Raw genomic sequence first — 24445 nt, 5'->3', positions numbered from 1 at the left:
CACTTGCCCCGGCCCCGCCGGCCCAGACATTGGCCGCCCTTGTCCAGGCACTGCGGGCCGCCATGACTCCCCAGGGAGCGGGTCCGATCCAGACCTCCGGCATGCCGCAGGCCACCAGCCCCGGCTCGCCCGGCGTCGCCACAGCTTCGGGCATGGCGGGTCCTGCCAACCTGATGAGCCACGCCGGCATCACCCAGGCGCCAACCCAGACCATGCCGTCTGCATTTTTGCCAATGCGTGCGCACGGCGCCCAGGCGGGCGCCCACCCATCAGCCGTACTCGCGGGCCAGCAGGGCAATTACCCAATGCCGGCTTCAACCTCAGCCTCGGCCCCAACGCAGGTCCTGACAACTGCACCCGCTGCGACATCGGTCACCGCTTACTCCAATGCCACACACATTGCCGGCTCCCAAGCCTCAGCCGCCCAGGCGAGTGGGTTCCTGACGCCTCCTGCAGTCAATCCGCAGATGACTTCACTGCTGCAGATCCCTGGCAATCCCCAGTCGATGAATCCAGCAGCCGCTGCGACCCAGGCGACCGTTCCTGCCCAAGCGCCCGCCGTAACCGCGGGCGGCAACCCGATGCTTGCCGGCGCCCCTTCCCAGGCCCGCAGTGAGGGAGTGGTCCCGGCCCATGGGCATACGGTGAGCGCGGCTGCACGCCGGCAAGCGGGGACCGGGCGCTCAGGACTGCACGGCTGGATCAACGCGGCACTGCCGGGTCACACCGCTGCGCGTGGCCGCGAACCGGACGTGCAGGAGCGGGCCGAGCGCACTTTCCGGCGGCTTTACTGGCTGCTCGCTCTCACCGCCTACATCAGCCTCGCGTTCACCGTAGTCCTGCTCCTGCCCCTGCTTGGTGGCAGCGGAACCACCTTGATGCCAGCCGGCCACCAGCGTTCCCTGGCGGGCCTGCTCGGCCTGGCCGCGCTGGGGTTCGGCGCCGGAATCGGAGCCTGGTTGCTGGCCCGACGACCGAGATAGTTTTTGCTCCGCGCAAGCGGGAGCGATCGCGGGAATCCGGATTTCCTGGCTGTCAGATACGAGGACATGTCGGATAGAAGACATGGCGGCCTGCCGAGCGGGCATCGGCGCCTGTCTTATCCCACCGCACAAAAAAAGAGGCCCCGGGAACCGGGGCCTCTTTGATCCAGCTTCCCGAGGCGGCGCGGGCCGCCCCGGGAATTCTGTCCTGCTTACTGCTTGCGGGCCAGGGCGGTGTTGCCTTCGCCGATGGTCTTGATGATGGTGCTGATGGCGTTCATCAGCATGTTCATCTGCTGGGTCATGGCCTGCATCTTGGCGTTCATTTCCGTGACGTCCTTCTTGTCGGCACGGATGGCGGAGTCCAGCTTGGCCGCCTGCTTTTCAATCTTCTGGCCCAGGGCGTCTGCCATCTTGCCCAGTGCCTCGGCAACCGCCACGAGCCAGCCCTTGCCGACTGCGGACGAGGCGGATGCGCCGCGCGCGTTGGTGATGGTGGAAATGTAGGTGTTGATATTGCCGTTGTAGCCGACGTCATTGGACATGATGAGTTCCTCGATTGGATTAGCGATAGATTGATCTATGGACAAACACACTTCGGTACCGCGTCTGCTGTGAAGCGTCAGCGCCGAGGTGGGCCACGCAATCTCCGCGACTTCGAGTTCACAATCGAATCACGACCCGGCATTCCGGATACGTCGGCAGGAGCAACATCCTCCTGGCCGGACTCCTCGGACCTGCGGCGTTCGTTCTGGAACCATTCCAGGGCGGCCTCTTCACCATCGCGCTCACAGCGCGAGGCGAACTCCATGGCCATCTGTACGTCCGGTGTCTGCAGCGGACCCAGCGCGTCATCAATCTGCCGGGAGAGGTCATTGCGCTCGTCCTCGGCCAGCACCCCGTTGTCGACCAGCCCGTTGAGGGCCAGAGTCAGGTCTTCGGGATCGAATGGCGTCAACGCCACATCCAGCGGGGTGTCTTCGACCGCCTGCCGGAAGGTTTCCAGCAGACCGTCCAGGTCTCCGTCATCCAGGCTGGACGTTTCACGCAGGGAAGCTTCGAAGTCAGCGATCACCTGCTGCCGCAGCACCTCTTCCTGGCTCTGCTCCGGAGCAACAGGTGATGCAGTCTCCACTGGGACGGCAGCCTGCGGAGCCACGACACCGGTACTCGGCGCGGGACGCTTGCGGGGCGCAACTGGGCGGCGAACGAATGACATGTAATCCGGTCTCCCTTGTGACCCGGGTTCCGGGCTGACAAGCCCGCATGCCCGATCACTTCTTGAATTCGACTCTAGGGGATTGCCGCCCCAGTCGATACTAGGGCGTACCCTAGGGACGCCCGCATTCCACGATCCTCAACCATGGAACTGCGAATCGATTTCCAACGTACCCAGGTTGCGCTCCGCAAAGCGCCTTGCCAGTTCCGGCGCTGCTTCCTGGATGGCATCAAAGCTCTCGCGCGAACGCACGTCCGCACGCAGCAACCAGCCATCCGCGGTCTTGCTCAGCAGCAGGTCGGTACCGGGCAGGGTGGCATCGGCCATCCGCAGCAACACCTGGCCATCACGATCGCCGGCACTGTTGCCACCCCCCACGGCAAGCTGTCGCAGATGTCGTTCCACCAGGTCGGCAAAGGCCGCTGGATTGGACGTCAGCGGCACGACGGGAGCAGCCTGTGCTCCATCCCGCATCGCGGTCTGGGCCTGCAGCATGGCCAGCACTTCGGCCGGATCCATGTTCGACTGCCTCATCTGTTCGCTGTCGCCGCTGAACTGCCGGCCGGCCTCCACGGCGTCTGCCGTGGCTGCCTGGTGCGCAGCGTCCTGCGCTCCGGCACGCTGCTCCTTGCCGAGGTCACCGGCGCCCTTGAAGCGGGCTGCGCTGAACTCGTCGCGCGCCTCCTGGCGGCTCTGCATGAGGTTGCGGAAGCGTTCGGAACTCTCCGGCTGGGCGGGTTCGCGCCCGGTGCGACTCTCGCCGGTCTTGCGGGCCTCGCCCACCGAATCCGACAGCTGGCTGCGTTCGATACTCATGGGTCACCTCGTTGTTGTCCGGCCATGCCGCGCATGGCGCGGCCCTGAAGCAGGTCGGCGGTGGCTTCCTCTTCCTTCCGACCTTCCAGTGCAAACTGCTCAACGCGCCAGGCATCCCTGCGCTTGTGCAGTGCGTCCTCGCGCCCCTTCGCCCGCAGCCAGGACTGCCTGGCCTGGTCGAGCGCCTGTTCGGCGGCCTTGAGCCGCTCACGGGCCTGCTGCAGGTTCTTCTGTTCAGCCACGATGCGCTCGCCCAACAGGTCGATGTGCGCCTCGCGCTGTTCCATCGCCACCGGCCAGGCATGGCCGGGCGGCGGCGGATCCAAAAGGCGGTGACGCTGCGCAGCGCGCTCCTCGCCCAGCGCCTGGATCCCGGCCTCGATTCGCTCGCACTGCTCGCGACAGGACCGGGCCGCCGCCTGCTTCTCCAGCATTTCCAGGCGCGCCTTGTCGGTGCGGTGGGCTCGCAGCTTGACCAGTGTCTGGAGCGGATAGCGCTTCATCGGAACAGCTTCTTCACAGCGTCCGCGGACTGGCTGAATTCAACCAGGTCGGACGACGACTGCTGCAGCAGCTTGCGGATGGGGCCGATCTTCTCGATCGCCACGTCGGCTTCCGGATCGGTGCCGCGCTTGTATTCGCCCAGCTGCAGCAGCATCTCGATGTCTTCGTACTTGGCCAGGTATTTGCGCAGCTGTCCGGCCGCCCGCAGGTGCGCTTCATCCACCACCCGCGGCATGGTGCGGCTGAGGCTGGTGAGCACGTCGATGGCCGGGTAGTGATAAGCGGCGGCCAGCTTGCGCGACAGCACGATGTGGCCGTCAAGGATCGAGCGCACCTCTTCGACGATCGGATCGCCGCCGTCCTCGTCCTCGGCCAGCACGGTGTAGAAGGCGGTGATCGAACCGTGCTCGTTGTTGCCGGCACGCTCGAACAGGCGGGGCAACGCGCTGAATACCGAAGGCGGGAAACCACGCCGCGCCGGCGGCTCGCCAATGGCAAGGCCGACATCGCGCAGGGCACGGGCAAAGCGGGTGACTGAATCGACCAGCAGCAGCACGCGTTTGCCACGATCACGGAAGTGCTCGGCGATCGCCGTACCCACCCAGGCGGCGCGACTGCGCTCCAGCGCAGGCCGGTCGGACGTGGCCACGACCACCACAGAGCGGGCCATGCCTTCATCGCCCAGGTTGTCGTAGATGAATTCGTTGACCTCGCGTCCGCGCTCGCCGACCAGGACGATCACGTTGACGTCGGCATCGCCGCCACGGGCGAGCATGCCCAACAGGGTGCTCTTGCCACCGCCGGCGACGGCAAAGATGCCGATGCGCTGGCCTTCGCCCGCGGTCATGGTGGCATCGATTGCACGCACTCCGGTGGCGAACGGATGCTCGATCAGGTTGCGGCTGAGCGGATTGGGCGAATCGGCATAGATCGGGGCATCCACCGTCGGACCCAGTGGGCCCTTGTCGTCAATCGGCTCGCCGTGGGCATTGAGCACCCGTCCGAGCAGGCCATCACCGGCGCGCACAGCCGCCTGGCGACCAGTGGCATAAACCTCGGTGGTGGCCGAAATTCCATCCAGCGCTCCGAGCGGGGTCAGCAGGGTGTGCTGGCGGGCCACGCCCACGACCTCGGCCGCCAGCCGGAAATCGGGATCACCCTCGCCGCGGGGATTGCGCAGGTAGCACAGCTCGCCGATCGACGCCTTCAGCCCGGTCGCCCGGATCAGGGTGCCGTAGGCATCGGCCACCCGGCCGACGCGCTCGATGCTGGTGACCGATGACAGCGCACTGAGCAGCGGATCGCCAGCGGGAGCGTTCACGACGGTGCGGCCTCCGCAGCAGCCCCTGCCAAGGCGGCGCGGATCGCTTCAATCTGCTGGGTCACACCCGCCCTGACCTCACCGGCTTCCGACACCACCACGCAGCTGAGCGGATCCAGACTTTCATCAGCAACCAGCTCGATCACGCCCACCGCAGGATGTGCCTGGCGCACCGCGCCCAGGCCGGCTTCCACGCGCTCACGCACATCCGGGTGCACCCGGATCAGCAGGAACTGCTCCGCCTGGGCCGCTTCCACGGCCTGCATCACCAGCGGTGGGACCACGGTCAGCGCGTCAAAGCCCGGGGCAATCCGGGCGACGATGGCACAGGCCAGGTCGGTGATCCGGCCCGCGGCTTCCGCCAACACCCGCGCGCGACGCTCATTGAGTTCGGCCATCTTGCCGGTCATCTGTTGCTGCGCACGGGCAAGGCCTTCCGAAAAACCGGCGGAATGACCTTCCTCGCGGGCCTTTGCCACTTCCTTTTCAGCCTGCGCATACAGCGCATTGACCTGGTCGAGCAGGCTGTCGAGCTCAGACAGCCGGGCCCAGGCCGCGGCAGGCACCACCGGTGCAGTGACCGAACGTACGAACGCCCGCCGGTCGGTGACCACGATTGCATCCTGGGGCACCCGCGGTGTCGGTCGGCCCAGGGCCGCGTTCTGTCCGGGTGCGGTCGACGCGCTCATGCCCCTTCCCTCTTTGTCTCGTGATGGGTGACCAGCAGCAACACCGGCTTCTCCGGCAGGTGTGTCGGGCCGGGCTCTTCGGGCGGATGCAGCAGCGCCACCCACTCGCCCAGCGGACGATCCCGGTGCGCCGCCCAGCCGCGCAATTCGTTGCGGCCCTGGCGTTCGAACAGGGCATGAAGTGCCGCATCATCCTCCCGCGCACGCAGCTCCGCCATGAGCGGGGCCCATGCCTGTTGCAGGCGACGCAGCACGTCGTCTTCCACCCTTGCATTCCAGATGGTGCGGTCCAGTGGCAGCAGGTAGCTGCTGCCCAACGCCCGCTTGAGCATTCGCACAGAATCCCGCGCAACCTCGGCGCGGATCAACGGCGCGTATGCCAGCACGCCCAGGTCCCGGATCAGCGCCGCCAGTCGCGCACGCGGCCAGCGCATGACCGCGCTGGGGATTGCATGCCCCGGCCGGGGCGCCAGCAGCGCTTCCGCCGCACCCGCCTGAAACAGCCTGCGGGCCAGCATCCTGCGCCCCAGCTGCGAGCGGCCGGCACGCGCCACCAGGCGCTGGTCCAGAGGCGCGGCGTCACCCGCATACCAGCCCGGATCAACCTCGGCGAACAGCGGTTGCAGCGGCATGGCGCCCGGTCACCCCTTCCAGATCCGATCGTCGGGCTTGGCCGGCCCCTTCAGCCGCGCACGCAGGCGGTTACCAAAGGTCATGGCCAGCGCCAGCAGCGCGATCACCCCAGCCACGATGGCCAGGGTCACCGGGCTCATCGCCGACATCACCGGTTGCGCACGGCCCTGTCCCGCCAGGTCGGTCGGAGCGGGGAGGGTGTTGAATTTGATGGTCACGTGGTTGATGTTCTCCAACCCCGGGACCGCGTCCTTCACCAGCACCTTGAAGTTGTGTTCCTCGTTGCGGACATTGGCCCCTGCCTGTTCGAACACCACCACCGAAGCCGATGCCAGGCCAACCTTGCCAAGCACCGGGTCACGCTCGGGCATGGCGATATGGACGCGGGCATGGGCGACGCCGGCATAGGAAGACAGGGTCCGCGACAGATCCTGCTGCAGGCCACACTGCTCCTGGCCACGCTGCTCGGTGGCCGACGACACGAAACCCTGCCGTTGGAACACCTCACAGGTGGTTGACTGGAAGCTTTCCCCCGGCAGGCCACGCGCCTCGAGGATCTGCATGGCGAGGGCGAAATCACCCTGCCCGACCCGCACCTGATAGCCGCTGTCACTGGCGATCGAGGTGCGCTTTTCAGCCTTGATCCCGTTGGCCAGCAGGACCCCGAGTACACGGTTGGCCTGGCGCTCGTCCAGGCCGTCGTTCAGCGTCACGCGGCTGCAGGCGGCCAGCATCAGGCTGGCCACCAGCACCACCGCGATCCGCATCCATTTTCCGCTTACGGTCCCGGTTGTCGTCGCGATCATTGTTGCTCCCCCGTCATGGCAGTCAGGACTGCTGGCGGAACAGCTGCTGCACGCCATCGGACGTGCGGTTGGCCACGTTGGCTGTCAGCTGCGACTGGAACAGGAACTGGTGCGTGCTCATGGTCATTTCCAGCATCTGGCTGGGGGTGAGGTCACCCACCGTGGAGGCGCTGGCCATGCTTTGCGAGAGATCGGCGATCTTCTTCGCCCCGCCGTTGAGGCCGTCGAACGCCGACATGAGCATGCGCGTGCCTTGCGATGGCTCGGCCTGGGCAGGACCCGATACGGCCTCGGCCCCGGACGCCTGCTGCGTCTGGTTGGTGCCTGAAACGCGTTCCTGCGCCTGGGCGAAATCGCGGACTTCGGTGGCTGATGCCTGGGGCTGGGCCGCTGATCCGGCACTGGCGCCGCCGGCTGCGCCGGTGGTCGCTTCGATACCGGCGGCCTGGATGGCTTCAATCATTTCAACTCTCCCGTGGAGATGTTCCGTTACTGGCGCTTGCCCAGGGTTTCCAGCGCCTGCCCGGTCGCGTTCTGCGAGGTGGCGGCGTTGTTGGACATGAACTGCATCTTCAGGCTGGCCGCGGTCAGCTGGACCATGTTCGATGGCTGGTCGCCACCGGTGCGGATCTCTGCCGACATCTCGGTGATCTGTGCCGCCTGGCCGTCGAGGGCCTGGCCCCAGGCACGGGACATCGCCTCATACCAGCTGCTGCCGCTGCTGGAAGACGCGCTGCCGCGGCCACCGTTGGCGGCCGGGCCGTTATTGAATGTTGCGTGCCCGATGAAATTGTTCAGGGCTGAATTGTCGACGCTCATCATGCTGCTCCTTCTGCTATGGATTGAGACTGCTGGATGGTCCGGCACCCCGGACCGTACTGCGATTCCTTTCCTGGAATGTTCATTGGCGGCTGCCCGCCGCGCGTGCCTGCTCCATCGCCCAGGCGTGCGAGCGTGAAGCGGCGGCGGATACTCCTGCCGATCCGCCGCCTGCACCCGGGGCAGCCGCTGGCTCCTGCTCTTCCGGGGACAGCGGGCGGATGGTGATCTTGCGGATCGTGCCGTCACCGGCAGTGGCGAACGCATGGTTTCCCAGCGACGCGAGCGAGCCTTCGCCCGGGATGAACATGCCCACCCGGTATTCGTTGCCGTGCTCATCGAGCAGATGCGGATCTTCACCGCGTTCGTAAGCCACGATCCGGACCGCGGGGGCCTCCTCGGGAGACGGCTCTTCGGCCGCTGGCGCGGCCCGGTTGATCAGTGCCACGTTGCGCACGCCGGTGTTGCGCATGGCATCGGTCCCCAGGAAGACACGGAAGGCGGCCTCGTCCTTGTAGTAACCGGTGACTTCCACTTCGCCGCGCCCCAGATAGCGGGTGTTGCCGGGATAGCCCCCGCCGCGCAGCACTTCACCAACATCCGAGGCGAGGTCTGCGCCGGTCGTCAGCGTCAGCCCGGCATCGAGCCCTTCGTCCACGATCATCTGCTGCATCCGCTGGCGCACGGTGTCATCCGCCACCATGCCGGACAGCACCGGGCGCCCATTGACGTCCGTCTCGATCCGCCGCCCCGACACGTTGAACTCGAGCGCCATCGCTTTCAGGCGCTGCTCGGGATCCACTTCCGGTTCGGAGGAGGGCACGACTGCGACGAACGTGGCCAGCGCGGCCAGGCACAGCACCGCGATCGCGGCAATCATCGGCAGGCGGCGGGTGAATGGCTCGGAGATCCTGCGCGCACGCGACGCACTGGGCTCCTGGCCATCGGGGGCCAGCGCCAGCCATGCGGGGTCATCCTCTTCGCCGAAGGCCAGCGCGGCTTCGCCCAGCCCGACACGTTGCAACCGGTCCATGGCGACCGGGTCGCCCGGATGCAGCACGCGGCCTTCCAGCTGCAGCGGCGCATCCAGCGCGCGCAGCTGGCCATGACCATCAATCACGCTGATCAGGGCATGGTGCCGGGCGACGCCCTCGTCGGCCAGGACGATGTCGCAATCGTCGCCGCTGCCGACCAGGATCATCTCGCGCTCGGCCAGCTCCCGGCTTGCGCCCGCGTGCAGTCCGGAGATGATCCGCAGCAGCCTGCGACCCTCCCGGTCTGGAACGTTGGCGTCCGGCTCAGACATCCCATACCTCCCTGTAACACTTGCCGGCACTCCGCATCAGCGTGCGGGGCGCGATGCTTCCCGGAGCGGACAGGTCATGCATTGATCTGCCCCGATTGCACGATGCGAAGATCCGCTGCCAGTTCCTGGTAAGAGAGCACCGGCAGCTCGAAAAAATCCACTTCCATCAGTTTGCGCAGGTGTCGGCGCACGTCGAGCGAGCACAGCAACACCGGGCGGACGTCCTGGGCCATGCGCGCCAGATTCGCACGCACTTCATTGCCAAGACGCGCGGCCAGCTCGGGAGAGATGGCCAGTTGGCTGGCGCCGCCGGCAACCCTTACGGATTGACGCAGCTTGTCTTCCAGCTCGGGATGGATCAACAGTACGTGCAAATTCCGCTCGCTGTCTGAATAGCGGTCGGCGATTTCCCGCTTCAGCGCAACGCGCACATATTCGGTCAGCAGCACCACATCCTTCTCACGCCCACCCACATCGGTGATGGCTTCGAAGGCGTCGCGCAGGTTGCGGATCGGCACGCCTTCCTCGGCCAGCCGGCGCAGCACATCGGCCACCCGTTGCGGGGCCACCACGCGCAGCATTTCCTTCACCAAGTCGGGATAGTCACGCTGCATGCGTCCGAACAGGTTGGAGGTTTCCTGGATGCCGAGGAAGCCGCCGAGGCGGCGCTGCAGGGCGCCGCGGCAGTGATCCACCATCACCTCCATCGGCGGCCGTGCGTCTTCGGACGGCTCGGTGGTCCACTCGCCCGACACCGGCGGGAAGAACCCGGTCAGGCGCGCATCGGCCGCACCGGGTCGCGCCGGGCGCAGCCCGCCTTCCAGCTGCAGGCGTCCGGAAGCCAGGCGCGCACCAAAGGCGGTCAGCCGATATTCGCCCTCTTCCAGACCCGTGGTAACCCGCAGCACCGGCGTGGGTACCGGTACGCCGTACTCCTCGCGCTGGCGCCGGGCAATTTCACCCATGCGGGTGCGCACCGGCTCCTGCCCGAACGCGACCGCAATGGACGGCGAGATGTCCAGTTGCAGCGGCGCCGGCGGCGCCATGTCATCGCTCTGCGCGGTCACCTGGCTGATCGCCAGGTCCTCGTCGCTGACCCGGAACAGCTTGCGCAGTGTTTCGAACTGGTAACGGTACTGCCAGCCCGCGGCAGCGAACAGGATCAGGCTCAGCGCGGCAAACACCAGCTTCGGAAAGCCCGGCACCAGCATCATGAGGAACGCGAGGATGGCGGTGATCAGCAGCACCCGCGGCTGCTTGGTGATCTGGCGGGTGATCGCCTCGCCCAGATGCCTGTCGTCCACGTCGCTGGTAGTGCGGGTCACCACCAGACCGGCGGCGATCGTGCCCAGGATCGCCGGGATCTGCGATACCAGGCCGTCGCCGATGGTCAGGATCGAATAGACCCGGGTGGCCTCACCCAGGTCCATGCCCTTCTGCAGCACGCCGATGGCCAGGCCGCCGAGCAGGTTGATGATGATGATGACGATGCCGCAGATGGCATCGCCCTTCACGAACTTCATCGCGCCATCGAGGCTGCCGTACAGCTGGCTTTCGGTCTCCAGCAGGCGGCGCTTGCTGCGCGCTTCGTCCTTGTCGAGCAGGCCGGCACGCAGGTCCGAGTCGATCGACAGCTGCTTGCCCGGCATCGCATCCAGGGTGAACCGTGCGGCCACTTCCGCGACGCGCTCGGCGCCCTTGGCGATGACGATGAACTGGACCACGGTGATGATCAGGAACACCACCATGCCGACCACCAGGTTGCCCCCCGCGACCAGCGCGCCAAAGGTCTCCACGATGTGGCCGCCCTCGGCATCGAGCAGGATCGAGCGGGTGATGGCGACCGAGATGGCCAGCCGGAACAGCGTGGTCAGCAGCAGCACGCTGGGGAAGCTGGAGAACGCGACAGGGCTGGGAATGTAGATGCCCAGCAGCAGCAGGCCGAAACCGATCGAAATGTTGACCGCCACCAGCGAGTCGATCAGCACCAGCGGCAGCGGCAGGATCATCACCGCGATGATCAGCACCGCCCCGAAGGCGAGGAATACATCGCTGTAGCCAAGCCGTCCGCGTGGCGCCGAGCCCGCCGGCGCGGCGAACAGGTTTCCAATCAGCGCCCGCATTGTTTACCTCCCCCTGTAGCCGCGGTACGCGGCGTCAACCAGGCGTGGGACTTCTGCCATCTGGGGCAAACGATCTGCGGAGGAAATCCGCACCTGCTGCCGCAAACGACATCGCTTCCGCTCCACCCCTGACCTCATGTGTCACTTTGTGCCAACTTACGATAGCTGTGTAAAGTGTACGAAGCGTAAAGATCATGTTTCAGTCGACCCGACTTGCGTTCTGGGCCGGGGGACATGTGCAAATTGTGACGCGCGTCCCGTTACGCAAATCGATCACGGAGGCTTAACGCCGCAGCAGCAGATCTAGTGGAGACTTCGCCGTTCGTGCGGCCTGTGCCGATCCGGATTCTTCCGAATCTGGATCGATGGTCACATCGTCCTGTTCCAGGCGTGTGATCAGATTGACCGACTGCGCGCTCACCCCGATGGCCAGCACGCGCCCGGCACGGGTCTGGAGCAGCACGACGCGTTCACGCGGCCCCACCGGCAGGATCTGCAGGACTGACAAATGGGCTTTGCTGCCCGTCAAACCGTAGCGGCGGCGCATGAGGCGCAGCACCAGGAGCAGGGCAAGAATCATGAACCCCAGTGGCACCACGATTCCCATCAGCTCCCGCAGATACGAGGGGGCTGGCGCGGTCGCCGCAGGCGCAGCGGCTGCCATGGCAAGACCTGGGGCCAGGGCCAGTGCGGCGAAGACAATCACGTTGGCCGCACGGCGGCGAAGCACTCTATGGGACATGACGGGAAGGGGTGCGTGAGGAAATGAAAGGGGGAAGCGCGTGGGACGCGGCAGCAGGGTATCCCATTGTCGGCAGCGTGGAACGGACGGTGGGGCGGGCCGGGAATCGGCGATGACGATCATCGAAACCGTCCCTGAAGAAGCAGGGGTGCCCTTCGCCACCGAGTTGGAGCCGCTGCTGCAGGCGGTGCCGTTTGCCTGCGCTGCTTTCGACCGTGACGACGGCCGGCTGCGGGCTGCAAACGATCTGTACCGGCGTGAATTCGGCGCCCTGGCAGGCCACGACCGGCGCTCCGGGCTGCTGGACTCGCTGCGCGCCAGCGAGGTCGACGTCGATGCCGGGCGCGAGGTGCGGGCACCGCATAACGGCCGCTGGTACTCGCTGTACTGGCGTGACGTTGACCAGCAGGGGCAGGCACTCGCGCTGCTCACCGCGGTCGACATCAGCGCGCGGATCGAAACGCTGGACTCGCACAAGAGTCGCCAGGAAAAACTGCTGTTCACCTCGCGGCTGATGTCGGTGGGGGAAATGGCGGCCACCCTGGCCCATGAGCTCAACCAGCCCCTGGCTGCCATCGTGAACTATCTCAATGGCAGCCTGCGCCTGGTCGGCCAGGCCGGCGGACCGGCGCAGGTGGAGCGTGCCCTGGTGGCCGCCCGCACCCAGGCCGAGCACGCGGCTGCGGTCATCGCCCGGGTGCGCGAATTCGTCCGTGCGCGCGAACCGCGGCGCGACGCCCACAGCCTGGCCGCAATCGCCGAAACCGTGCTCGAACTCCTGCGCCTGGAAGCCGAACGCCAGCAGCTGGACATCGAGGTGGCGCTCGCAGACACCCTGCCCGACGTTTACGCCGACAAGGTGATGGTTGAGCAGGTGCTGCTGAACCTGGTGAAGAACGCCATCGAGGCCATGCGCGAGGTGGACGCTGGCGAACGTGACCTGCGCATCGAGGGCCGGGTGAACCTGGACGGTGAGATCGAGGTGCGGGTGTGCGACCGCGGCCACGGCATGAGCCCTGCGGAGAGCGAGCAGCTGTTCTCGCCGTTCTACACCACCAAGTCGGACGGCCTGGGAATCGGCCTGGCGATCTGCCGGTCGATCATCGAATACCACGAAGGACGCCTGTTCTTCGAACCACGCGAGAGCGGCGGCAGCATCTTCGGCTTTACCCTGCCGCGCGCCGAAGGGAGGACATGAGAATGGGACAGGTCCAGGTGTACCTGGTCGACGACAACGACGGCTTCAGGGAATCCACCGTCTGGCTGCTGGAAACGGCCGATTTCAAGGTCGAGTCGTATGCCTCGGGCGCCGAATTCCTGACAGCCTATGATGCCGGCCGTCCAACCGACGAGGCCTGCCTCGTGTCCGATATCCGCATGCCGCAGATGAGCGGCCTGCAGCTCCAGGACGAGCTGCGCCGCCGCGGCAGCACCCTGCCGCTGGTGTTCGTCACCGCCCACGGCGACGTGCCGCTGGCGGTGGAGGCGATCCGCAAAGGGGCGGCCAACTTCCTGGAGAAGCCGTTCGGTGACGACACCCTGATCGAAGCGATCGGGGCCGCGCTTGCCAGCGCCCGCAACCGTGCCGATGGGTTCATCAACCAGCAGGTCCTGGAAAAACTCAGCCCGCGCGAGCGCCAGGTGCTGGACCTGGTGGTGGCCAGCAAGCCCAACAAGATCATCGCCGACATCCTCGGTATCAGCATCAAGACGGTGGAGCTGCACCGGTCGAACATGATGAACAAACTCGGGGTACGCTCGCTGCCCGAACTGATGAAGGTGGCTCTGGGACATGCCTGAGACTGCGAAGGCGGTATCCGCCGCATCGGCGCCTGTGTCGCTGCGCGGACGCATCCCGGCCGTCCCGCCTGGGCACGCGCAGGCGCTGCGGACATTCTTCTCCGCTCCGCACAGCTGGCTGCTGGCGGACCATGGCCTGGTCATGTTCATGCCCGGCCGGGCCGGCACAGCCGGGGATATCTTCGAGCTGGATGCCGAAGGCACGCGCATCGGCGTGCGCCTGCAAGCCACCGCGGCGGCTATCGGCGAGGGCCTGCACTGGAGCGACTTCAGCGGATCCTCGCGGGTCCTGGCCTGGAGCCTGGCCCACGAAAGCCAGCTGATGCGGCTGAGCGAGGCGCTGGGGGTGGCCCTGACCCCGCTGCTGGAAGCCGGCGGCGGACAGGATCCGGAAAGCGCCCCGCTGTGGCTCGACTTCCTGATCGATGACGAGCCCCCTGCGGAGGACCCGGACGCCGCGCGCCGCGCCCCGGGCCTGCACGGTTCACTGCGCCTGCCCGCCGAATGGCTGCCGCGCCTGCTGACCCGTGCCGAGCCGCCGTTCGAAGGCGAGGCGCCGCCGCGCCTGGGCCGCTGGAGCCGGATTCCGGCCTCCGTCTCACTGCAATTCGCCATCCCGCCGCTGACCCCGGCCGACTGGGCAGGCCTCGCGCCGGGCGCAGTGTTCGTGGTTGGCCGCGGCGGACGCCGGCCGGCCTTCCAGGCCCATGCCTGCGGCCAATCCTGGCCGCTCGCCCCCACCGGCGCCGGCTGGCGTATCGAGGGCCCGGCGCAACCCATTCCACGCATGCACGAGGACTCCACCATGACCGACACCCCTTCCCAGGCCGTAGAAGACGGCGACCAGGGCGAGGCCGCGACCCCACCGCCCGACCCGGATGCCGCCGTGCGCGGACTGCCGGCCAATGTGGTGTTCGAGATTGGCCGCCTGGAAATGCCGGTGGGCAAGCTGGCTGATCTGCAGCCGGGCTATGTGTTCCCGGTACCCGCGCAGCTGGAAGGGGCCAACGTCACCATCCGCGCCAACGGCAAGGCAGTCGGCCAGGGCGAGCTGGTTTCGGTCGGCGATACCCTCGGCGTGCGCCTGTTGTCCTGGAAGTAGGCCGAAACGATGGACTTCAGCAATTACTCCCCGGCACTGGTCCTGATGGTCGTCGTCAGCCTGGCGCTGGCGCCGTTCGTGGCGGTGATGGTGACTTCCTTCACCAAGATGGTGGTGGTGCTGAGCCTGCTGCGCAACGCGCTGGGGCTGCAGCAGGTGCCGCCGAACGTGGTCATCAACGGCCTGGCGATCGTGCTCTCGATCTACGTGATGTATCCGGTGATCCTGGACACCCACGCGGCGATCACCGCGCACATGGAGGGCCGGCCACCACCGCCAACGGTGCAGGCTCATATCCAGGCCCGCCAGGCGGAGCAGGCGGCGATGGCGCGGGCCGCGACCGACGCCATGCGCGACGTGGCCACGGAGTCCAGCACAGGTGCGGCCGCATCCGCCACCAGTCCGGCAGCCGCCGATGCACTCCAGGCCGAAGCCCGGGCCGCGACCGAACCCGAACGGGGCGAGCTGTTTCGCAACGTGACCGGTGGCGTGGGGCAGGATCCGGACCCGGCCGGGGGCGCGCAGGCGCAGGCGCAGGCGCAGGCGCAGGATCCAGCGGCGCCGCGGGTAATCATTGCGCCACCACCGCCAGCGGCCACCGGCCCCCCGGCCGACGGCATCGACGCGAACTACCTGCTGGGCCTGGCCGAGGCGGGCAAGGAGCCGCTGCGCACGTTCCTGATCCAGCACTCGCACCGCACCGAACGCCAGTTTTTCCTCAACAACGCCAAGCGCCTGATGCGTGAGGAATACCACCCGTCGCTGACGATCAACGACTTCATCGTGGTGATTCCCGCATTCACGGTGAGCGAGCTGACCGCGGCGTTCCAGATCGGATTCCTGATTTTCCTGCCGTTCCTCATCATCGACCTGGTGGTGGCCAACATCCTGCTGGCACTGGGCATGATGATGATGTCGCCCACCATCATCTCCCTGCCGTTCAAGCTGCTGCTGTTCGTGCTGGTGGACGGCTGGGCCAAGCTGGTGCATGGCCTGGTGCTGACCTACGCGATGACATGACCGGGATCTGCGCCACCACCGGAGGAGGCCACCATGGCTGAGATGCTGGAACTGACCCGCCAGTCACTGTGGCTGGTGCTGGTCCTGTCGGGACCGCCGATCGCCGCGGCGGCCGTGGTCGGCCTGCTGGTGGCCTTCCTGCAGGCGGCCACCCAGCTGCAGGAGCAGACGTTCGCCTACGCGCTGAAGTTCCTGACCATCGTGCTGGCGCTGTTCGTGACCGCCTCGATGATCGGCGGGAGCATGTACACCTTCACCGAGCACATCTTCACTTCCTTCCCGGGCCTGGTGAGGGACAACCGGCAGTGAACCCGTTCGGCTCGCTCAGCGAGACCATGCTCGCGCTGGGACTGACCCTGCCGCGCATCATCGGCGCGTTCATCATGCTGCCGCTGATCACCCAGTCGAACATGCCGGCCATGGTGCGCAACAGCTTCCTGGTCAGCCTGGCAATCGTGGCCCTGCCGGTGGCGATGGCTGCGGCGCCCGGCGCGACCACGAGCTCGCTGCAGTGGCCGATGATGGTGCTCAAGGAGCTGTTCATCGGCCTGGCGATCGGCTACCTGTTCGGGCTGGTGTTCTGGGCGTTTTCCGCCGCGGGAACGGTGATCGACAACCAGGTCGGCATGGGCATGGCCCAGGCCTTCGATCCGATCCAGGGACACCAGGTGACGCTGCACGGGCAGTTCCTGTCCGAATTCGCGGCGTGGCTGTTCATGGCCAGCGGTGCGTTCATGATCTTCCTGGGCCTGCTGATGGACAGCTATGCCATCTGGCCACCCACGTCCTTCTTCCCCGATCTTGAGCGCGCCGGAATCAACCTGTTCGTGAGCCACTTTGGATGGTTCATGAGCACGCTGGTGGTGCTGGCAGCGCCGGTGATGGTGATCCTGCTGGTGATCGATCTGTCGTTCGGGCTGATGAACAGGTTTGCCCCGCAGCTCAACGTGTTCGCCCTGACCCTGCCGATCAAGGCCTGGCTGGCCACCGCAATCCTGCTGCTGCTGCTCGGGGTCTATGTGGAAGTGCTGCTGGACCGGCTGGCGTCGAGCAAGGGCCTGGTGGAACTGCTGCAGCGGACCTTCGGCGGCTGAAACCGGCAGCGGCCGCCGCGCGCGTCAGTCCGCCTGACCGTCCGCACCGGTTCCGCCGGCGCCGTCGCTTCCCAGGTCGCCGCGGCGCACGCCTTCGGCCCAGAACAGCACTTCGGCCACGGCGTCGAAAAACTCGTCGCTGATGTAGTCGTCCAGCTCGACCTTCTCGTTGAGCCCGCGTGCCAGCGGCACGTTCTGCAGGATCGGCACGCCCGCCTCTTCGGCAGCCTGCTTGATCATCTCGGCCATGTGGCCCTCGCCCTTGGCAACCACCACGGGCAGGTCGGTTTCACCCTGTTCGTATTGCAGGGCCACGGCGATGTGGGTGGGATTGGTCACGACAACGTTCGACTTGCGCACGGATCCGAGCATGTTCTGCTGCGCCCACTCCTGATGCAACTGCTTGCGCCGCTGCTTCACGTACGGGTCGCCTTCGTTGTCCTTCACCTCGCGCTTGATGTCGCGCCGGCTCATGCGCAGTTTCTTGGTGTAGGAAAACTTCTGGTACCACACGTCCAGAGCCGAGACGAAGAAGAACACCACCACCGTCCACAGCATGATCCACTTGATCCCATGCCACACCGCGGCGGCCATGCCGGCCGGGTTGCCGTGGGGCAGCATCATCAGCCGCTCGATCATGCCGCTGAGCACCACATAGCCGATCCCGATCATTGCCGCGCACTTGATTACCGACTTGACCAGCTCGATCAGGTTGTCCATCGAGAACATCTTCTTGATGCCCTCCACCGGATTGAGCTTGTCCACCTTGGGCGCCATCTTCTTCATGGTGGCGACCGGACCTACCTGCAGGAACTCGATCAGCACGCCCAGCGTGACCGCCAGCAGCATCAGCGGCAGCACCATCCACAGCAGTGTCATTACCGCCAGCCAGCCCAGCTCCGGCAGCACCTGGAAGAACGGCAGTCCCACCGCGCCCAGCGACTGGTCGAACAGATCACCGATCCGCCGGCCCATGAGGCCCATCAGCATCCAGCCGCCGGCCACCCAGCCCATCACCAGGACGGTGCTGGTCAGGTCCTTGCTCTTGGCAACGTCGCCTTCCTTGCGTGCGTCCCGGACCTTTTTCGGAGTCGGTTTTTCGGTCTTGTCGCCGCTGTCGCCCTTGTCGGCCATCCATCCGCCTGCGTTTGCCCCGTACCGTGCGGGAGGCTAGCATGCCCGCGCTGCAGCATTGTCGCCTCCAGTGCGGCTCTCCTGAACAGGGGAAAACAGGCGCTGGAACCTAGGGTCGGCCCGAGGTGACACCGGACCTGCAGCGCCATACATTGGATTCCGGTCCCAAAGACGGTCGACCGCCCCCACGCTTCCAGGATCTCCCGCACAGTCATGAGCAGCATCGGCTCCAACCCGCACCTCAACCTCACCGGCCTTGGCGGCCTGGGGAGCCAGGTTGCGCTGGACGATCTGCAGGGACGCCAGCAGGCCGGACTGGAGCACGTCGAGGCGCCGCGTGAGCCGGGCACCGCCCAGGCGGATGTCGATGCCGGCGAACTGGTACTGCAGGCTGCCGCCTGGGAAGGCGACGCGGGCGAAGGCACCCGCATGTTGCCCGGTGATGGCGCTTTTGAAGCCGCGCTCGGCCACCTGGACCTTTCGGCCGCTGCCGACCAGGGCGTGGACGCGATCTTCGCCGCGCTCGGCGCCGCCTGATCACCCCGCGGCACGCGCCGCGATACCCTAGCAATCCCTTCTGCTGCCGGATGTCCGGCGCTCCGCGCCTGCCGTTGCCGGCCGCGGCCTGCTGCCATCAACCATGAACGTTCCCGCCCCCGAACCCGCCGCCCTGCGCGCCGCCGCCGACCGGCTGGTCTCGACCCTGGCCGCGCACAGCGACCCCGAGTACCGCCTGACCGTGCTCAAGCGCCTGGCCCGCCGGCTGGGGGAAGATTCCTACCCGATGTTCCTGCGGCTGCTGGGCGTGGTGGCGGAAAGCGACGACGAGCGCGCCAAACGGCTGCTGGCCGAGACCCTGGGCGCGGCGCTGCGGCGCATGGACCTGCCCGGCGGGGCGCTCAGTTCCTGGGGTGCGACCGGGCTGCCCGACACGGTCAATCCATTTGCGGCCGGCGGCCTCAGCGGGCATTTTTTCGGCGCCACGCCGCGACGCCTGCTCGGCCCGGTGGAGTACCTGACGGTCTGGCACCTGCAGCGTACCCAGCGCATGCCACTGGGCGCCGGGACATTCCGCACCAGTCTGGAGCGGCTGATTGAATTGCTCAACTACAGCGAGGAAGCCCGCACCCTGTACCCGCAGAAGATCGCCGCCGACGTGCAGAACGAGCTGGAAGGCGCCTACACCCGGGCCACCCGCGAGCGCCTCGCCGCGCTGGCGGCTGCATGGAAGGCGGGCAAATCCCCTGCGGAAGTAGCCCAGGCAGCGCTGGACCCGGACGTCGACCAGCCCCCCGGCACGTGGCTGGTCCGCGACCTGTAACCCCGCGCCGCAGTCGGGGCCGGGCCGGTTCGGGCCCGGTTGCCGGCGTTGCTGGGTGATAATGGGCCCATGTCGCAGCCTTCTGACCAGTCGCGCCTGCCTTTTCCGGAAAAGCCGGGGACGGCAGCGCCCTCCGACACCCAGCCGGCCGCGCCGGCGCGCGCCGCGGTGAGCCCCTACAAACGCCCCCTGTGGGCGCGCGTGCTTGGCGGCCTGTTGGGGCCATGGATCGGCCTGAAAACCGAGCCCGCCGATCCGGAGCGGTTCGTGGACGGGCGCCCGGTCTGTTACGTGCTTGAGGACTATGGCCTGTCCAACGCCCTGATCCTGGAGCGTGCCTGCCGCCAGGCCGGCCTGCCCTCGCCGCTGCAGCCGCTTCCCGGCGACCCGCTGGGGCGCAAGCGCGCCTACGTGGCACTCTCCCGCCGCAACGCGGGCTCCACCCTGGGCGCGCTGGCGCCGGGCAAGCGCCCGCCCACCAAGACCCATTCCGAATCGCTGGCCAGACTGCTCGATGCCCACCGCGAAGATCCGGCGCTTGATGTGTTGCTGGTGCCGGTGTCGATTTTCGTCGGCCGCTCGCCGGACAAGGCCAGCGGCTGGTTCTCGGTGCTGTTTTCGGAAAACTGGGCGCTGGTGGGCCGCTTCCGCCGGCTGCTGACCATCCTGCTCAATGGCCGCGACACCATGGTCCGCTTCGCCGCGCCGGTGGAGCTTCGTGCCAGCGTGGAAGAGGGCCTGACACCGGAGCGCACCGTACGCAAGGTGTCGCGGGTACTGCGCACCCATTTCAACCGCATCCGCGAGGCGGTGATCGGGCCCGACCTGTCCACCCGCCGCCTGCTGATCGACAAGGTCCTGACCACGCCTTCGGTCAAGGATGCCATTGCCGACCAGGCCCGCCGCGACAACAGCACCCCGCAGGAAGCGTGGAAGAAAGCCCACGGCTACGCCTGGGAAATCGCGGCCGACTACTCGCACCCGCTGGTGCGCTCGGCCAGCTTCCTGCTGACCACGGTGTGGAACCGGATCTACCGCGGGGTGCTGGTCCACCACCTGGACCGGCTGAAGGCGATCGCGCCGGGCAACGAGATCATCTACGTGCCCTGCCACCGCAGCCACATGGACTACCTGCTGCTGTCCTATCTGCTGTACGTGCGCGGCATCGTGCCCCCGCACATCGCCGCGGGCATCAACCTCAACCTGCCGGTGATCGGCACCGTGCTGCGCAAGGGCGGGGCGTTCTTCATCCGCCGCAGCTTCCGCGGCAACGCGCTGTATTCGGCGGTGTTCACCGAGTACGTGGCGCAGCTGGTGGCCGGCGGCTACTCGATCGAATACTTCATTGAAGGCGGGCGCTCGCGCACCGGCCGGCTGCTGGCCCCCAAGGGCGGGATGCTGGCGATGACCGTGCGCGCCTACCTGCGCCAACCCACCCGGCCTGTGCTGTTCCAGCCGGTCTACATCGGCTACGAAAAGCTGATGGAGGGCAACAGCTACCTGGACGAGCTGTCGGGCAAGAGCAAGAAGAAGGAGTCGATCTGGCAGCTGCTGCGCGGCATCCCGCGGGTGCTGCGCTCCAACTACGGCCAGGTGGTGGTGAACTTCGGCGAACCGATCCCGCTCACCGAAGCGCTGGCCGAACACGCGCCGGACTGGGACGGCAGCCCCATCTCCGAAGACGAGAAGCCCGCCTGGCTGTCGGCAACGGTCGAACGCATCGCCCAGCGGATCCAGGTGAACATCAACCGCGCCGCCGACGTCAATCCGGTCAACCTGCTGGCGCTGGCACTGCTGTCCACGCCCAAGCACGCCATGGGTGAGGCCGACCTGCTGGCCCAGATCGCCCTGTCACGGACGCTGCTGGCCGAGGTGCCCTACAGCGAGCTGGTCACGATCACCCCCCATACGCCGGCCGAGATCGTGGCCCACGGCGAAGAAATCGGCATCCTCAACCGCGTTGCCCATCCGCTGGGAGACGTGCTCAACGTCGATGGCGACACTGCGGTGTTGCTCTCGTACTTCCGCAACAACGTGGTGCACCTGTTCACCGCTTCAGCGTGGATCGCGTGCTGCTTCCTGCACAACCGGCGCATGAGCCACGCCACCCTACTGCGGCTGGGCGCAGAGCTGTACCCGTTCCTGCAGGCCGAGCTGTTCCTGCCGTGGGAGGCGGACACCTTCGCCGAGCGCATTGCCCTGACGCTGGATGTGTTCGTGCGCGAAGGGCTGCTGCAGCGGACGGGCGAGGACGATGGCGGCATCTACCAGCGCAGCCCCGGCCAGACCGACGAGGTGTTCCGCCTGCGCGCATTGGGTCACCCGCTGCAGCAGGCATTCGAGCGCTACTACATCGCCATTTCGGTGCTGGCCAAGAACGGGCCCGGCGCCCTGGGCGCGGGCGAGCTGGAGAGCCTGTGCCAGCTGGCCGCGCAGCGGCTGAGCCTGCTGTACGCGCCGGCGGCGCCTGAGTTCTTCGACAAGAGCCTGTTCCGCGGCTTCATCCAGAAGCTGCGCGAGCTGGAGCTGGTGAAGCTGGACGGCAACAGCAAGCTCACCTTCGACCAGCGCCTGGACGGCTGGGCCCGGGATGCCAAGCTGATCCTGGGCCGCGAGCTGCGCCACACCATCGAGAAGGTCAGCCCTGAAGCGGCCCGGCCGGAAGAAGAACCGGAAGAAGCCTAAGGCGCTCCCGCCTTTCTACACCGTGCCGCCCGCAAGGGCAGCGTGTCATGCGGGTTCGTCAGGAATTTGCGCCGACTCCAGCCGGGCGATCGCATCGCGCAGCTGAAGCTTGCGCCGCTTCATGCGCTTGAGGGCGAGTTCGTCGCTGGCAATGTCCGCGTGCAGGCGCACGATCGCCTGGTCAAGCTCGCGATGCTCGCCGCGCAAGCGGGCAAGCTGCTGCGTGATTCCGTCCGGATCGTCGGGCGCCATGGCCGAAGCTTACCCCGGCCCGGCGCCCATGGCCTCCGCCTACTGTGGCGGGCGTTCGCCGCCGGCCTCGTCGTGTTCCTGGTGATAACGGCAGGCTTCCTCGACTTCCTTGCGCGAGCCCAGGAACACCGGCACGCGCTGATGCAGCTTGTCCGGCTGGATCTCCATGATCCGGCGGCGGCCGTCGCTGGCTGTACCGCCCGCCTGCTCCACCAGCATGCCCATCGGGTTGGCCTCATACATCAGCCGCAGCTTGCCCCGGCGATCCGGCTCACGCTTGTCCCATGGATAGATGAAGATTCCGCCGCGGGTGAGGATGCGATGCACATCGGCCACCATCGAGGCCACCCAGCGCATGTTGAAGTTCTTGCCGCGCGGCCCGGTCTCGCCGGCCAGCAGATCGTCCACGTAGGCCCGCATCGGGTCTTCCCAATGCCTCTGGTTGGACATGTTGATCGCGAACTCCTTGGTCTCCTCGGGAATCCGGATGTCGCTGCGGGTGAGCACGAATGCGCCCTGCTCGCGATCCAGGGTGAAGGCATGGGTGCCGTTGCCCACGGTCAGCACCAGCAGGGTGCTGGGCCCGTAGATGCAGTAGCCGGCCGCCACCTGGTCGGTGCCCGGCTGCAGGAAGTGCTCGTCGCGCGGTTCGCCGGCATTCTCCGGGGCCTTGAGCACCGAGAAGATGGTGCCCACCGAGACGTTGACGTCGATGTTGCTGCTGCCATCCAGCGGATCAAACAGCAGCAGGTAGTTGCCGCGCGGGTAGGCGTCTGGGATCGGCGTGCAGTGCTCCATTTCCTCCGAAGCGCAGGCCGCCAGGTGCCCACCCCAGGCGTTGGCCTCCAGCAGGATCTCGTTGGACAGCACGTCCAGCTTCTTCTGCGCCTCGCCCTGCACGTTGATGCTGCTGCCGCCGGCGCCGCTGACCGCATCGCCCAGTACATCACCCAGCGCCCCCTTGGCGACCGCCACCGAAATCCGCTTGCAGGCGCGCGCCACCACTTCGATCAGCAGCCGCAGCTGCGGATTGATATGGCCCTCGCGCTGGGCCTCGATCAAAAAACGGGTCAGGGAGGTGTCGGACATGGCAGGCAAGGTCCTCGGCGGCGGATGGAGGGCTATTGTCGCCTTTCCCGCCGGCAAACGCCTCCGGGGCCCGCAGGCCCTGCCGCTACAATGGCCGGATGAGCATCGTCATCCCCCTGCCCGAACCGGTCATGCCGCGCCCCGCTGGCGACCCGCCGGGCCAGCGCCGCGACATTGAGCGGCTCGGCCGGCGCCTGCGCCATCAGGCCGGCCGGGCGATCGCCGACTTCGGCATGATCGAAGACGGTGACCGGGTGATGGTGTGCCTGTCCGGCGGCAAGGACAGCTACACCCTGCTGCACATCCTGCTGCAGCTGCAGAAGAAGGCCCCGGTCGATTTCTCCATCATCGCGGTCAACCTGGACCAGAAGCAGCCCGGTTTTCCGGAGCACATCCTGCCCGACTACCTGCGCTCGCTGGGGGTGGATTTCCACATCATCGAGCAGGACACCTATTCGGTGGTGTCGCGAGTGGTGCCCGAGGGCAAGACCATGTGCTCGCTGTGCTCCCGGCTGCGCCGCGGCGCCCTGTACACCTGGGCCGCGGAGAACGGGATCACCAGGATCGCACTCGGCCATCACCGCGAAGACATGGTGGCCACATTCTTCCTCAACCTGTTTTTCCACGCCAAACTGAGCGGCATGCCGCCCAAGCTGCTGTCCGACGATGGCCGCCACGTGGTGATCCGGCCGCTGGCGTACGCGGCCGAAACGGACATTGCCGAGTATGCGCGCCTGAATGAATTCCCGATCATCCCCTGCAACCTGTGCGGCTCGCAGGAGAACCTGCAGCGCAAGCAGGTGCAGCGGATGATGGCCGAATGGGAGCTCCAAACCCCCGGGCGGATCGAGATCATCGCCCGCGCCCTGGCCGACATCCGCCCCTCGCAGCTGGCCGATCCGAAACTGTTCGATTTCCTGGGTCTCACCCCCGGCGACACCAACCCGGTCTGATATCCCCCTCATCCGCCGCCCCGCTGCGCCCACC

Annotated in this window: 27 protein-coding genes; 11 read left to right on the top strand and 16 right to left on the bottom strand. The window is 66.9% G+C overall.

The genetic code is table 11. The features are described from left to right. The first annotated feature begins 467 nt into the window (after window positions 1-467). The gene (locus ACW7G2_RS11455; RefSeq protein ID WP_456975850.1) at window positions 468-983 is read left to right on the top strand and encodes a hypothetical protein; all 516 of its coding nucleotides are present in this window, start codon (window positions 468-470) and stop codon (window positions 981-983) included. 212 nt (window positions 984-1195) lie between these two features. Here ACW7G2_RS11455 and ACW7G2_RS11450 read toward each other — a convergent pair whose 3' ends face one another. The 13 genes from ACW7G2_RS11450 to ACW7G2_RS11390 all read right to left on the bottom strand — a co-directional run bounded on the left by ACW7G2_RS11450 (window position 1196) and on the right by ACW7G2_RS11390 (window position 12084). Further along, window positions 1196-1528: a hypothetical protein gene (locus tag ACW7G2_RS11450; protein WP_456975848.1), complete on the bottom strand. Its 333-nt coding sequence runs from the start codon at window positions 1526-1528 to the stop codon at window positions 1196-1198. Window positions 1529-1605: 77 nt separating this feature from the next. Beyond that, window positions 1606-2118 carry a hypothetical protein gene (locus ACW7G2_RS11445; RefSeq protein ID WP_456975846.1) on the bottom strand — a complete coding sequence of 171 codons (513 nt, stop codon included), beginning with the start codon at window positions 2116-2118 and terminating at the stop codon, window positions 1606-1608. Between the two features lie 222 nt (window positions 2119-2340). Next, window positions 2341-3018, bottom strand: coding sequence for a hypothetical protein (locus ACW7G2_RS11440; RefSeq protein ID WP_456975844.1), 678 nt, complete (start codon window positions 3016-3018; stop codon window positions 2341-2343). After that, entirely contained in the window at window positions 3015-3521 is a 507-nt protein-coding gene (locus ACW7G2_RS11435) for a hypothetical protein (protein ID WP_456975842.1), read from the bottom strand. Before ACW7G2_RS11435 ends, ACW7G2_RS11440 begins: the two co-directional genes overlap by 4 nt. Then, window positions 3518-4843 (bottom strand): FliI/YscN family ATPase, encoded by a 1326-nt coding sequence (locus ACW7G2_RS11430; RefSeq protein WP_456975840.1) that lies wholly within the window; start codon window positions 4841-4843, stop codon window positions 3518-3520. The genes ACW7G2_RS11435 and ACW7G2_RS11430 overlap by 4 nt, the downstream gene beginning before the upstream one ends. Further along, window positions 4840-5532: a FliH/SctL family protein gene (locus ACW7G2_RS11425; protein WP_456975838.1), complete on the bottom strand. Its 693-nt coding sequence runs from the start codon at window positions 5530-5532 to the stop codon at window positions 4840-4842. Before ACW7G2_RS11425 ends, ACW7G2_RS11430 begins: the two co-directional genes overlap by 4 nt. Then, complete coding sequence (locus tag ACW7G2_RS11420; protein WP_456975836.1) at window positions 5529-6164, bottom strand: hypothetical protein; 636 nt, start codon at window positions 6162-6164, stop codon at window positions 5529-5531. The genes ACW7G2_RS11425 and ACW7G2_RS11420 overlap by 4 nt, the downstream gene beginning before the upstream one ends. A gap of 9 nt (window positions 6165-6173) precedes the next feature. Continuing rightward, window positions 6174-6932, bottom strand: a complete 759-nt coding sequence (locus ACW7G2_RS11415; RefSeq protein ID WP_456975834.1) for a hypothetical protein — start codon at window positions 6930-6932, stop codon at window positions 6174-6176. Window positions 6933-6993: 61 nt separating this feature from the next. After that, a complete protein-coding gene (locus tag ACW7G2_RS11410; RefSeq protein ID WP_456975832.1) occupies window positions 6994-7434 on the bottom strand; it encodes a hypothetical protein in 441 nt (146 codons plus the stop codon). Window positions 7435-7460: 26 nt separating this feature from the next. Next, a complete protein-coding gene (locus ACW7G2_RS11405; RefSeq protein ID WP_343259024.1) occupies window positions 7461-7790 on the bottom strand; it encodes a hypothetical protein in 330 nt (109 codons plus the stop codon). An 82-nt stretch (window positions 7791-7872) separates the two neighbouring features. Beyond that, on the bottom strand, window positions 7873-9096 hold the full coding sequence (locus ACW7G2_RS11400) for an FHA domain-containing protein (RefSeq protein ID WP_456975830.1): 1224 nt from the start codon (window positions 9094-9096) through the stop codon (window positions 7873-7875). A 74-nt stretch (window positions 9097-9170) separates the two neighbouring features. After that, entirely contained in the window at window positions 9171-11219 is a 2049-nt protein-coding gene (locus ACW7G2_RS11395; RefSeq protein WP_456975828.1) for an FHIPEP family type III secretion protein, read from the bottom strand. 283 nt (window positions 11220-11502) lie between these two features. Next, window positions 11503-12084, bottom strand: coding sequence for a flagellar biosynthetic protein FliO (locus ACW7G2_RS11390; RefSeq protein WP_456975826.1), 582 nt, complete (start codon window positions 12082-12084; stop codon window positions 11503-11505). Between ACW7G2_RS11390 and ACW7G2_RS11385 the strand changes: the two genes are divergently transcribed. From ACW7G2_RS11385 to sctT, 6 genes are read left to right on the top strand one after another with little or no spacing between them, the layout of a single operon-like run. Next, entirely contained in the window at window positions 12074-13159 is a 1086-nt protein-coding gene (locus tag ACW7G2_RS11385) for a sensor histidine kinase (protein ID WP_456975824.1), read from the top strand. The two genes, ACW7G2_RS11390 and ACW7G2_RS11385, sit on opposite strands and share 11 nt — an antisense overlap. A gap of 2 nt (window positions 13160-13161) precedes the next feature. Continuing rightward, a complete protein-coding gene (locus ACW7G2_RS11380; RefSeq protein WP_456975822.1) occupies window positions 13162-13761 on the top strand; it encodes a response regulator transcription factor in 600 nt (199 codons plus the stop codon). After that, window positions 13754-14863, top strand: coding sequence for a type III secretion system cytoplasmic ring protein SctQ (gene sctQ / locus ACW7G2_RS11375; protein ID WP_456975820.1), 1110 nt, complete (start codon window positions 13754-13756; stop codon window positions 14861-14863). The genes ACW7G2_RS11380 and sctQ overlap by 8 nt, the downstream gene beginning before the upstream one ends. A 9-nt stretch (window positions 14864-14872) precedes the next feature. Then, window positions 14873-15883, top strand: a complete 1011-nt coding sequence (locus ACW7G2_RS11370; RefSeq protein ID WP_456975818.1) for a hypothetical protein — start codon at window positions 14873-14875, stop codon at window positions 15881-15883. A 33-nt stretch (window positions 15884-15916) separates the two neighbouring features. Further along, window positions 15917-16192 carry a type III secretion system export apparatus subunit SctS gene (gene sctS, locus ACW7G2_RS11365; protein WP_343259032.1) on the top strand — a complete coding sequence of 92 codons (276 nt, stop codon included), beginning with the start codon at window positions 15917-15919 and terminating at the stop codon, window positions 16190-16192. After that, on the top strand, window positions 16189-16977 hold the full coding sequence (gene sctT / locus ACW7G2_RS11360) for a type III secretion system export apparatus subunit SctT (protein WP_456975816.1): 789 nt from the start codon (window positions 16189-16191) through the stop codon (window positions 16975-16977). The genes sctS and sctT overlap by 4 nt, the downstream gene beginning before the upstream one ends. Before the next feature lie 24 nt (window positions 16978-17001). Here sctT and sctU read toward each other — a convergent pair whose 3' ends face one another. Beyond that, window positions 17002-18111, bottom strand: coding sequence for a type III secretion system export apparatus subunit SctU (gene sctU / locus ACW7G2_RS11355; RefSeq protein ID WP_456975814.1), 1110 nt, complete (start codon window positions 18109-18111; stop codon window positions 17002-17004). A 213-nt stretch (window positions 18112-18324) separates the two neighbouring features. On the opposite strand from sctU, the gene ACW7G2_RS11350 reads away from it, so the two are divergent. The 3 genes from ACW7G2_RS11350 (at window position 18325) to plsB (ending at window position 22117) form a co-directional block, all read left to right on the top strand. Next, window positions 18325-18648: a hypothetical protein gene (locus tag ACW7G2_RS11350; RefSeq protein ID WP_456975812.1), complete on the top strand. Its 324-nt coding sequence runs from the start codon at window positions 18325-18327 to the stop codon at window positions 18646-18648. Between the two features lie 103 nt (window positions 18649-18751). Further along, window positions 18752-19432 (top strand): hypothetical protein, encoded by a 681-nt coding sequence (locus ACW7G2_RS11345; protein ID WP_456975810.1) that lies wholly within the window; start codon window positions 18752-18754, stop codon window positions 19430-19432. Window positions 19433-19501: 69 nt separating this feature from the next. Next, complete coding sequence (gene plsB / locus ACW7G2_RS11340) at window positions 19502-22117, top strand: glycerol-3-phosphate 1-O-acyltransferase PlsB (protein ID WP_456975808.1); 2616 nt, start codon at window positions 19502-19504, stop codon at window positions 22115-22117. 45 nt (window positions 22118-22162) lie between these two features. Here the strand turns inward: plsB and ACW7G2_RS11335 are convergent, their stop codons facing one another. Together ACW7G2_RS11335 and ACW7G2_RS11330 are read right to left on the bottom strand one after the other, a co-directional pair. After that, window positions 22163-22369, bottom strand: a complete 207-nt coding sequence (locus ACW7G2_RS11335) for a YdcH family protein (RefSeq protein WP_456975806.1) — start codon at window positions 22367-22369, stop codon at window positions 22163-22165. 39 nt (window positions 22370-22408) lie between these two features. After that, window positions 22409-23458 carry a class 1 fructose-bisphosphatase gene (locus ACW7G2_RS11330; RefSeq protein ID WP_456975804.1) on the bottom strand — a complete coding sequence of 350 codons (1050 nt, stop codon included), beginning with the start codon at window positions 23456-23458 and terminating at the stop codon, window positions 22409-22411. A gap of 98 nt (window positions 23459-23556) precedes the next feature. Here ACW7G2_RS11330 and ttcA point away from each other — a divergent pair, with 98 nt between their 5' ends. After that, window positions 23557-24411: a tRNA 2-thiocytidine(32) synthetase TtcA gene (gene ttcA, locus ACW7G2_RS11325; RefSeq protein ID WP_456975802.1), complete on the top strand. Its 855-nt coding sequence runs from the start codon at window positions 23557-23559 to the stop codon at window positions 24409-24411. The last annotated feature ends 34 nt before the right edge of the window (window positions 24412-24445 follow it).

The organism is Luteimonas sp. A277 (assembly GCF_054052045.1).
Note: the sequence above shows the minus strand (reverse complement) of the source record. Positions and strands in the feature narration are given on the sequence as shown.

What these genes read in the sequence shown, in the direction of transcription:
- ACW7G2_RS11455 (WP_456975850.1), top strand. Translation starts at nt 468, where the DNA reads ATGACTTCACTGCTGCAGATCCCTGGCAATCCCCAGTCGATGAATCCA.
- ACW7G2_RS11450 (WP_456975848.1), bottom strand. Translation starts at nt 1,528, where the DNA reads ATGTCCAATGACGTCGGCTACAACGGCAATATCAACACCTACATTTCC.
- ACW7G2_RS11440 (WP_456975844.1), bottom strand. Translation starts at nt 3,018, where the DNA reads ATGAGTATCGAACGCAGCCAGCTGTCGGATTCGGTGGGCGAGGCCCGC.
- ACW7G2_RS11435 (WP_456975842.1), bottom strand. Translation starts at nt 3,521, where the DNA reads ATGAAGCGCTATCCGCTCCAGACACTGGTCAAGCTGCGAGCCCACCGC.
- ACW7G2_RS11425 (WP_456975838.1), bottom strand. Translation starts at nt 5,532, where the DNA reads ATGAGCGCGTCGACCGCACCCGGACAGAACGCGGCCCTGGGCCGACCG.
- ACW7G2_RS11420 (WP_456975836.1), bottom strand. Translation starts at nt 6,164, where the DNA reads ATGCCGCTGCAACCGCTGTTCGCCGAGGTTGATCCGGGCTGGTATGCG.
- ACW7G2_RS11415 (WP_456975834.1), bottom strand. Translation starts at nt 6,932, where the DNA reads ATGCGGATCGCGGTGGTGCTGGTGGCCAGCCTGATGCTGGCCGCCTGC.
- ACW7G2_RS11410 (WP_456975832.1), bottom strand. Translation starts at nt 7,434, where the DNA reads ATGATTGAAGCCATCCAGGCCGCCGGTATCGAAGCGACCACCGGCGCA.
- ACW7G2_RS11405 (WP_343259024.1), bottom strand. Translation starts at nt 7,790, where the DNA reads ATGAGCGTCGACAATTCAGCCCTGAACAATTTCATCGGGCACGCAACA.
- ACW7G2_RS11400 (WP_456975830.1), bottom strand. Translation starts at nt 9,096, where the DNA reads ATGTCTGAGCCGGACGCCAACGTTCCAGACCGGGAGGGTCGCAGGCTG.
- ACW7G2_RS11395 (WP_456975828.1), bottom strand. Translation starts at nt 11,219, where the DNA reads ATGCGGGCGCTGATTGGAAACCTGTTCGCCGCGCCGGCGGGCTCGGCG.
- ACW7G2_RS11385 (WP_456975824.1), top strand. Translation starts at nt 12,074, where the DNA reads ATGACGATCATCGAAACCGTCCCTGAAGAAGCAGGGGTGCCCTTCGCC.
- ACW7G2_RS11390 (WP_456975826.1), bottom strand. Translation starts at nt 12,084, where the DNA reads ATGATCGTCATCGCCGATTCCCGGCCCGCCCCACCGTCCGTTCCACGC.
- ACW7G2_RS11380 (WP_456975822.1), top strand. Translation starts at nt 13,162, where the DNA reads ATGGGACAGGTCCAGGTGTACCTGGTCGACGACAACGACGGCTTCAGG.
- sctQ (WP_456975820.1), top strand. Translation starts at nt 13,754, where the DNA reads ATGCCTGAGACTGCGAAGGCGGTATCCGCCGCATCGGCGCCTGTGTCG.
- ACW7G2_RS11370 (WP_456975818.1), top strand. Translation starts at nt 14,873, where the DNA reads ATGGACTTCAGCAATTACTCCCCGGCACTGGTCCTGATGGTCGTCGTC.
- sctS (WP_343259032.1), top strand. Translation starts at nt 15,917, where the DNA reads ATGGCTGAGATGCTGGAACTGACCCGCCAGTCACTGTGGCTGGTGCTG.
- sctU (WP_456975814.1), bottom strand. Translation starts at nt 18,111, where the DNA reads ATGGCCGACAAGGGCGACAGCGGCGACAAGACCGAAAAACCGACTCCG.
- ACW7G2_RS11350 (WP_456975812.1), top strand. Translation starts at nt 18,325, where the DNA reads ATGAGCAGCATCGGCTCCAACCCGCACCTCAACCTCACCGGCCTTGGC.
- ACW7G2_RS11345 (WP_456975810.1), top strand. Translation starts at nt 18,752, where the DNA reads ATGAACGTTCCCGCCCCCGAACCCGCCGCCCTGCGCGCCGCCGCCGAC.
- plsB (WP_456975808.1), top strand. Translation starts at nt 19,502, where the DNA reads ATGTCGCAGCCTTCTGACCAGTCGCGCCTGCCTTTTCCGGAAAAGCCG.
- ACW7G2_RS11335 (WP_456975806.1), bottom strand. Translation starts at nt 22,369, where the DNA reads ATGGCGCCCGACGATCCGGACGGAATCACGCAGCAGCTTGCCCGCTTG.
- ACW7G2_RS11330 (WP_456975804.1), bottom strand. Translation starts at nt 23,458, where the DNA reads ATGTCCGACACCTCCCTGACCCGTTTTTTGATCGAGGCCCAGCGCGAG.
- ttcA (WP_456975802.1), top strand. Translation starts at nt 23,557, where the DNA reads ATGAGCATCGTCATCCCCCTGCCCGAACCGGTCATGCCGCGCCCCGCT.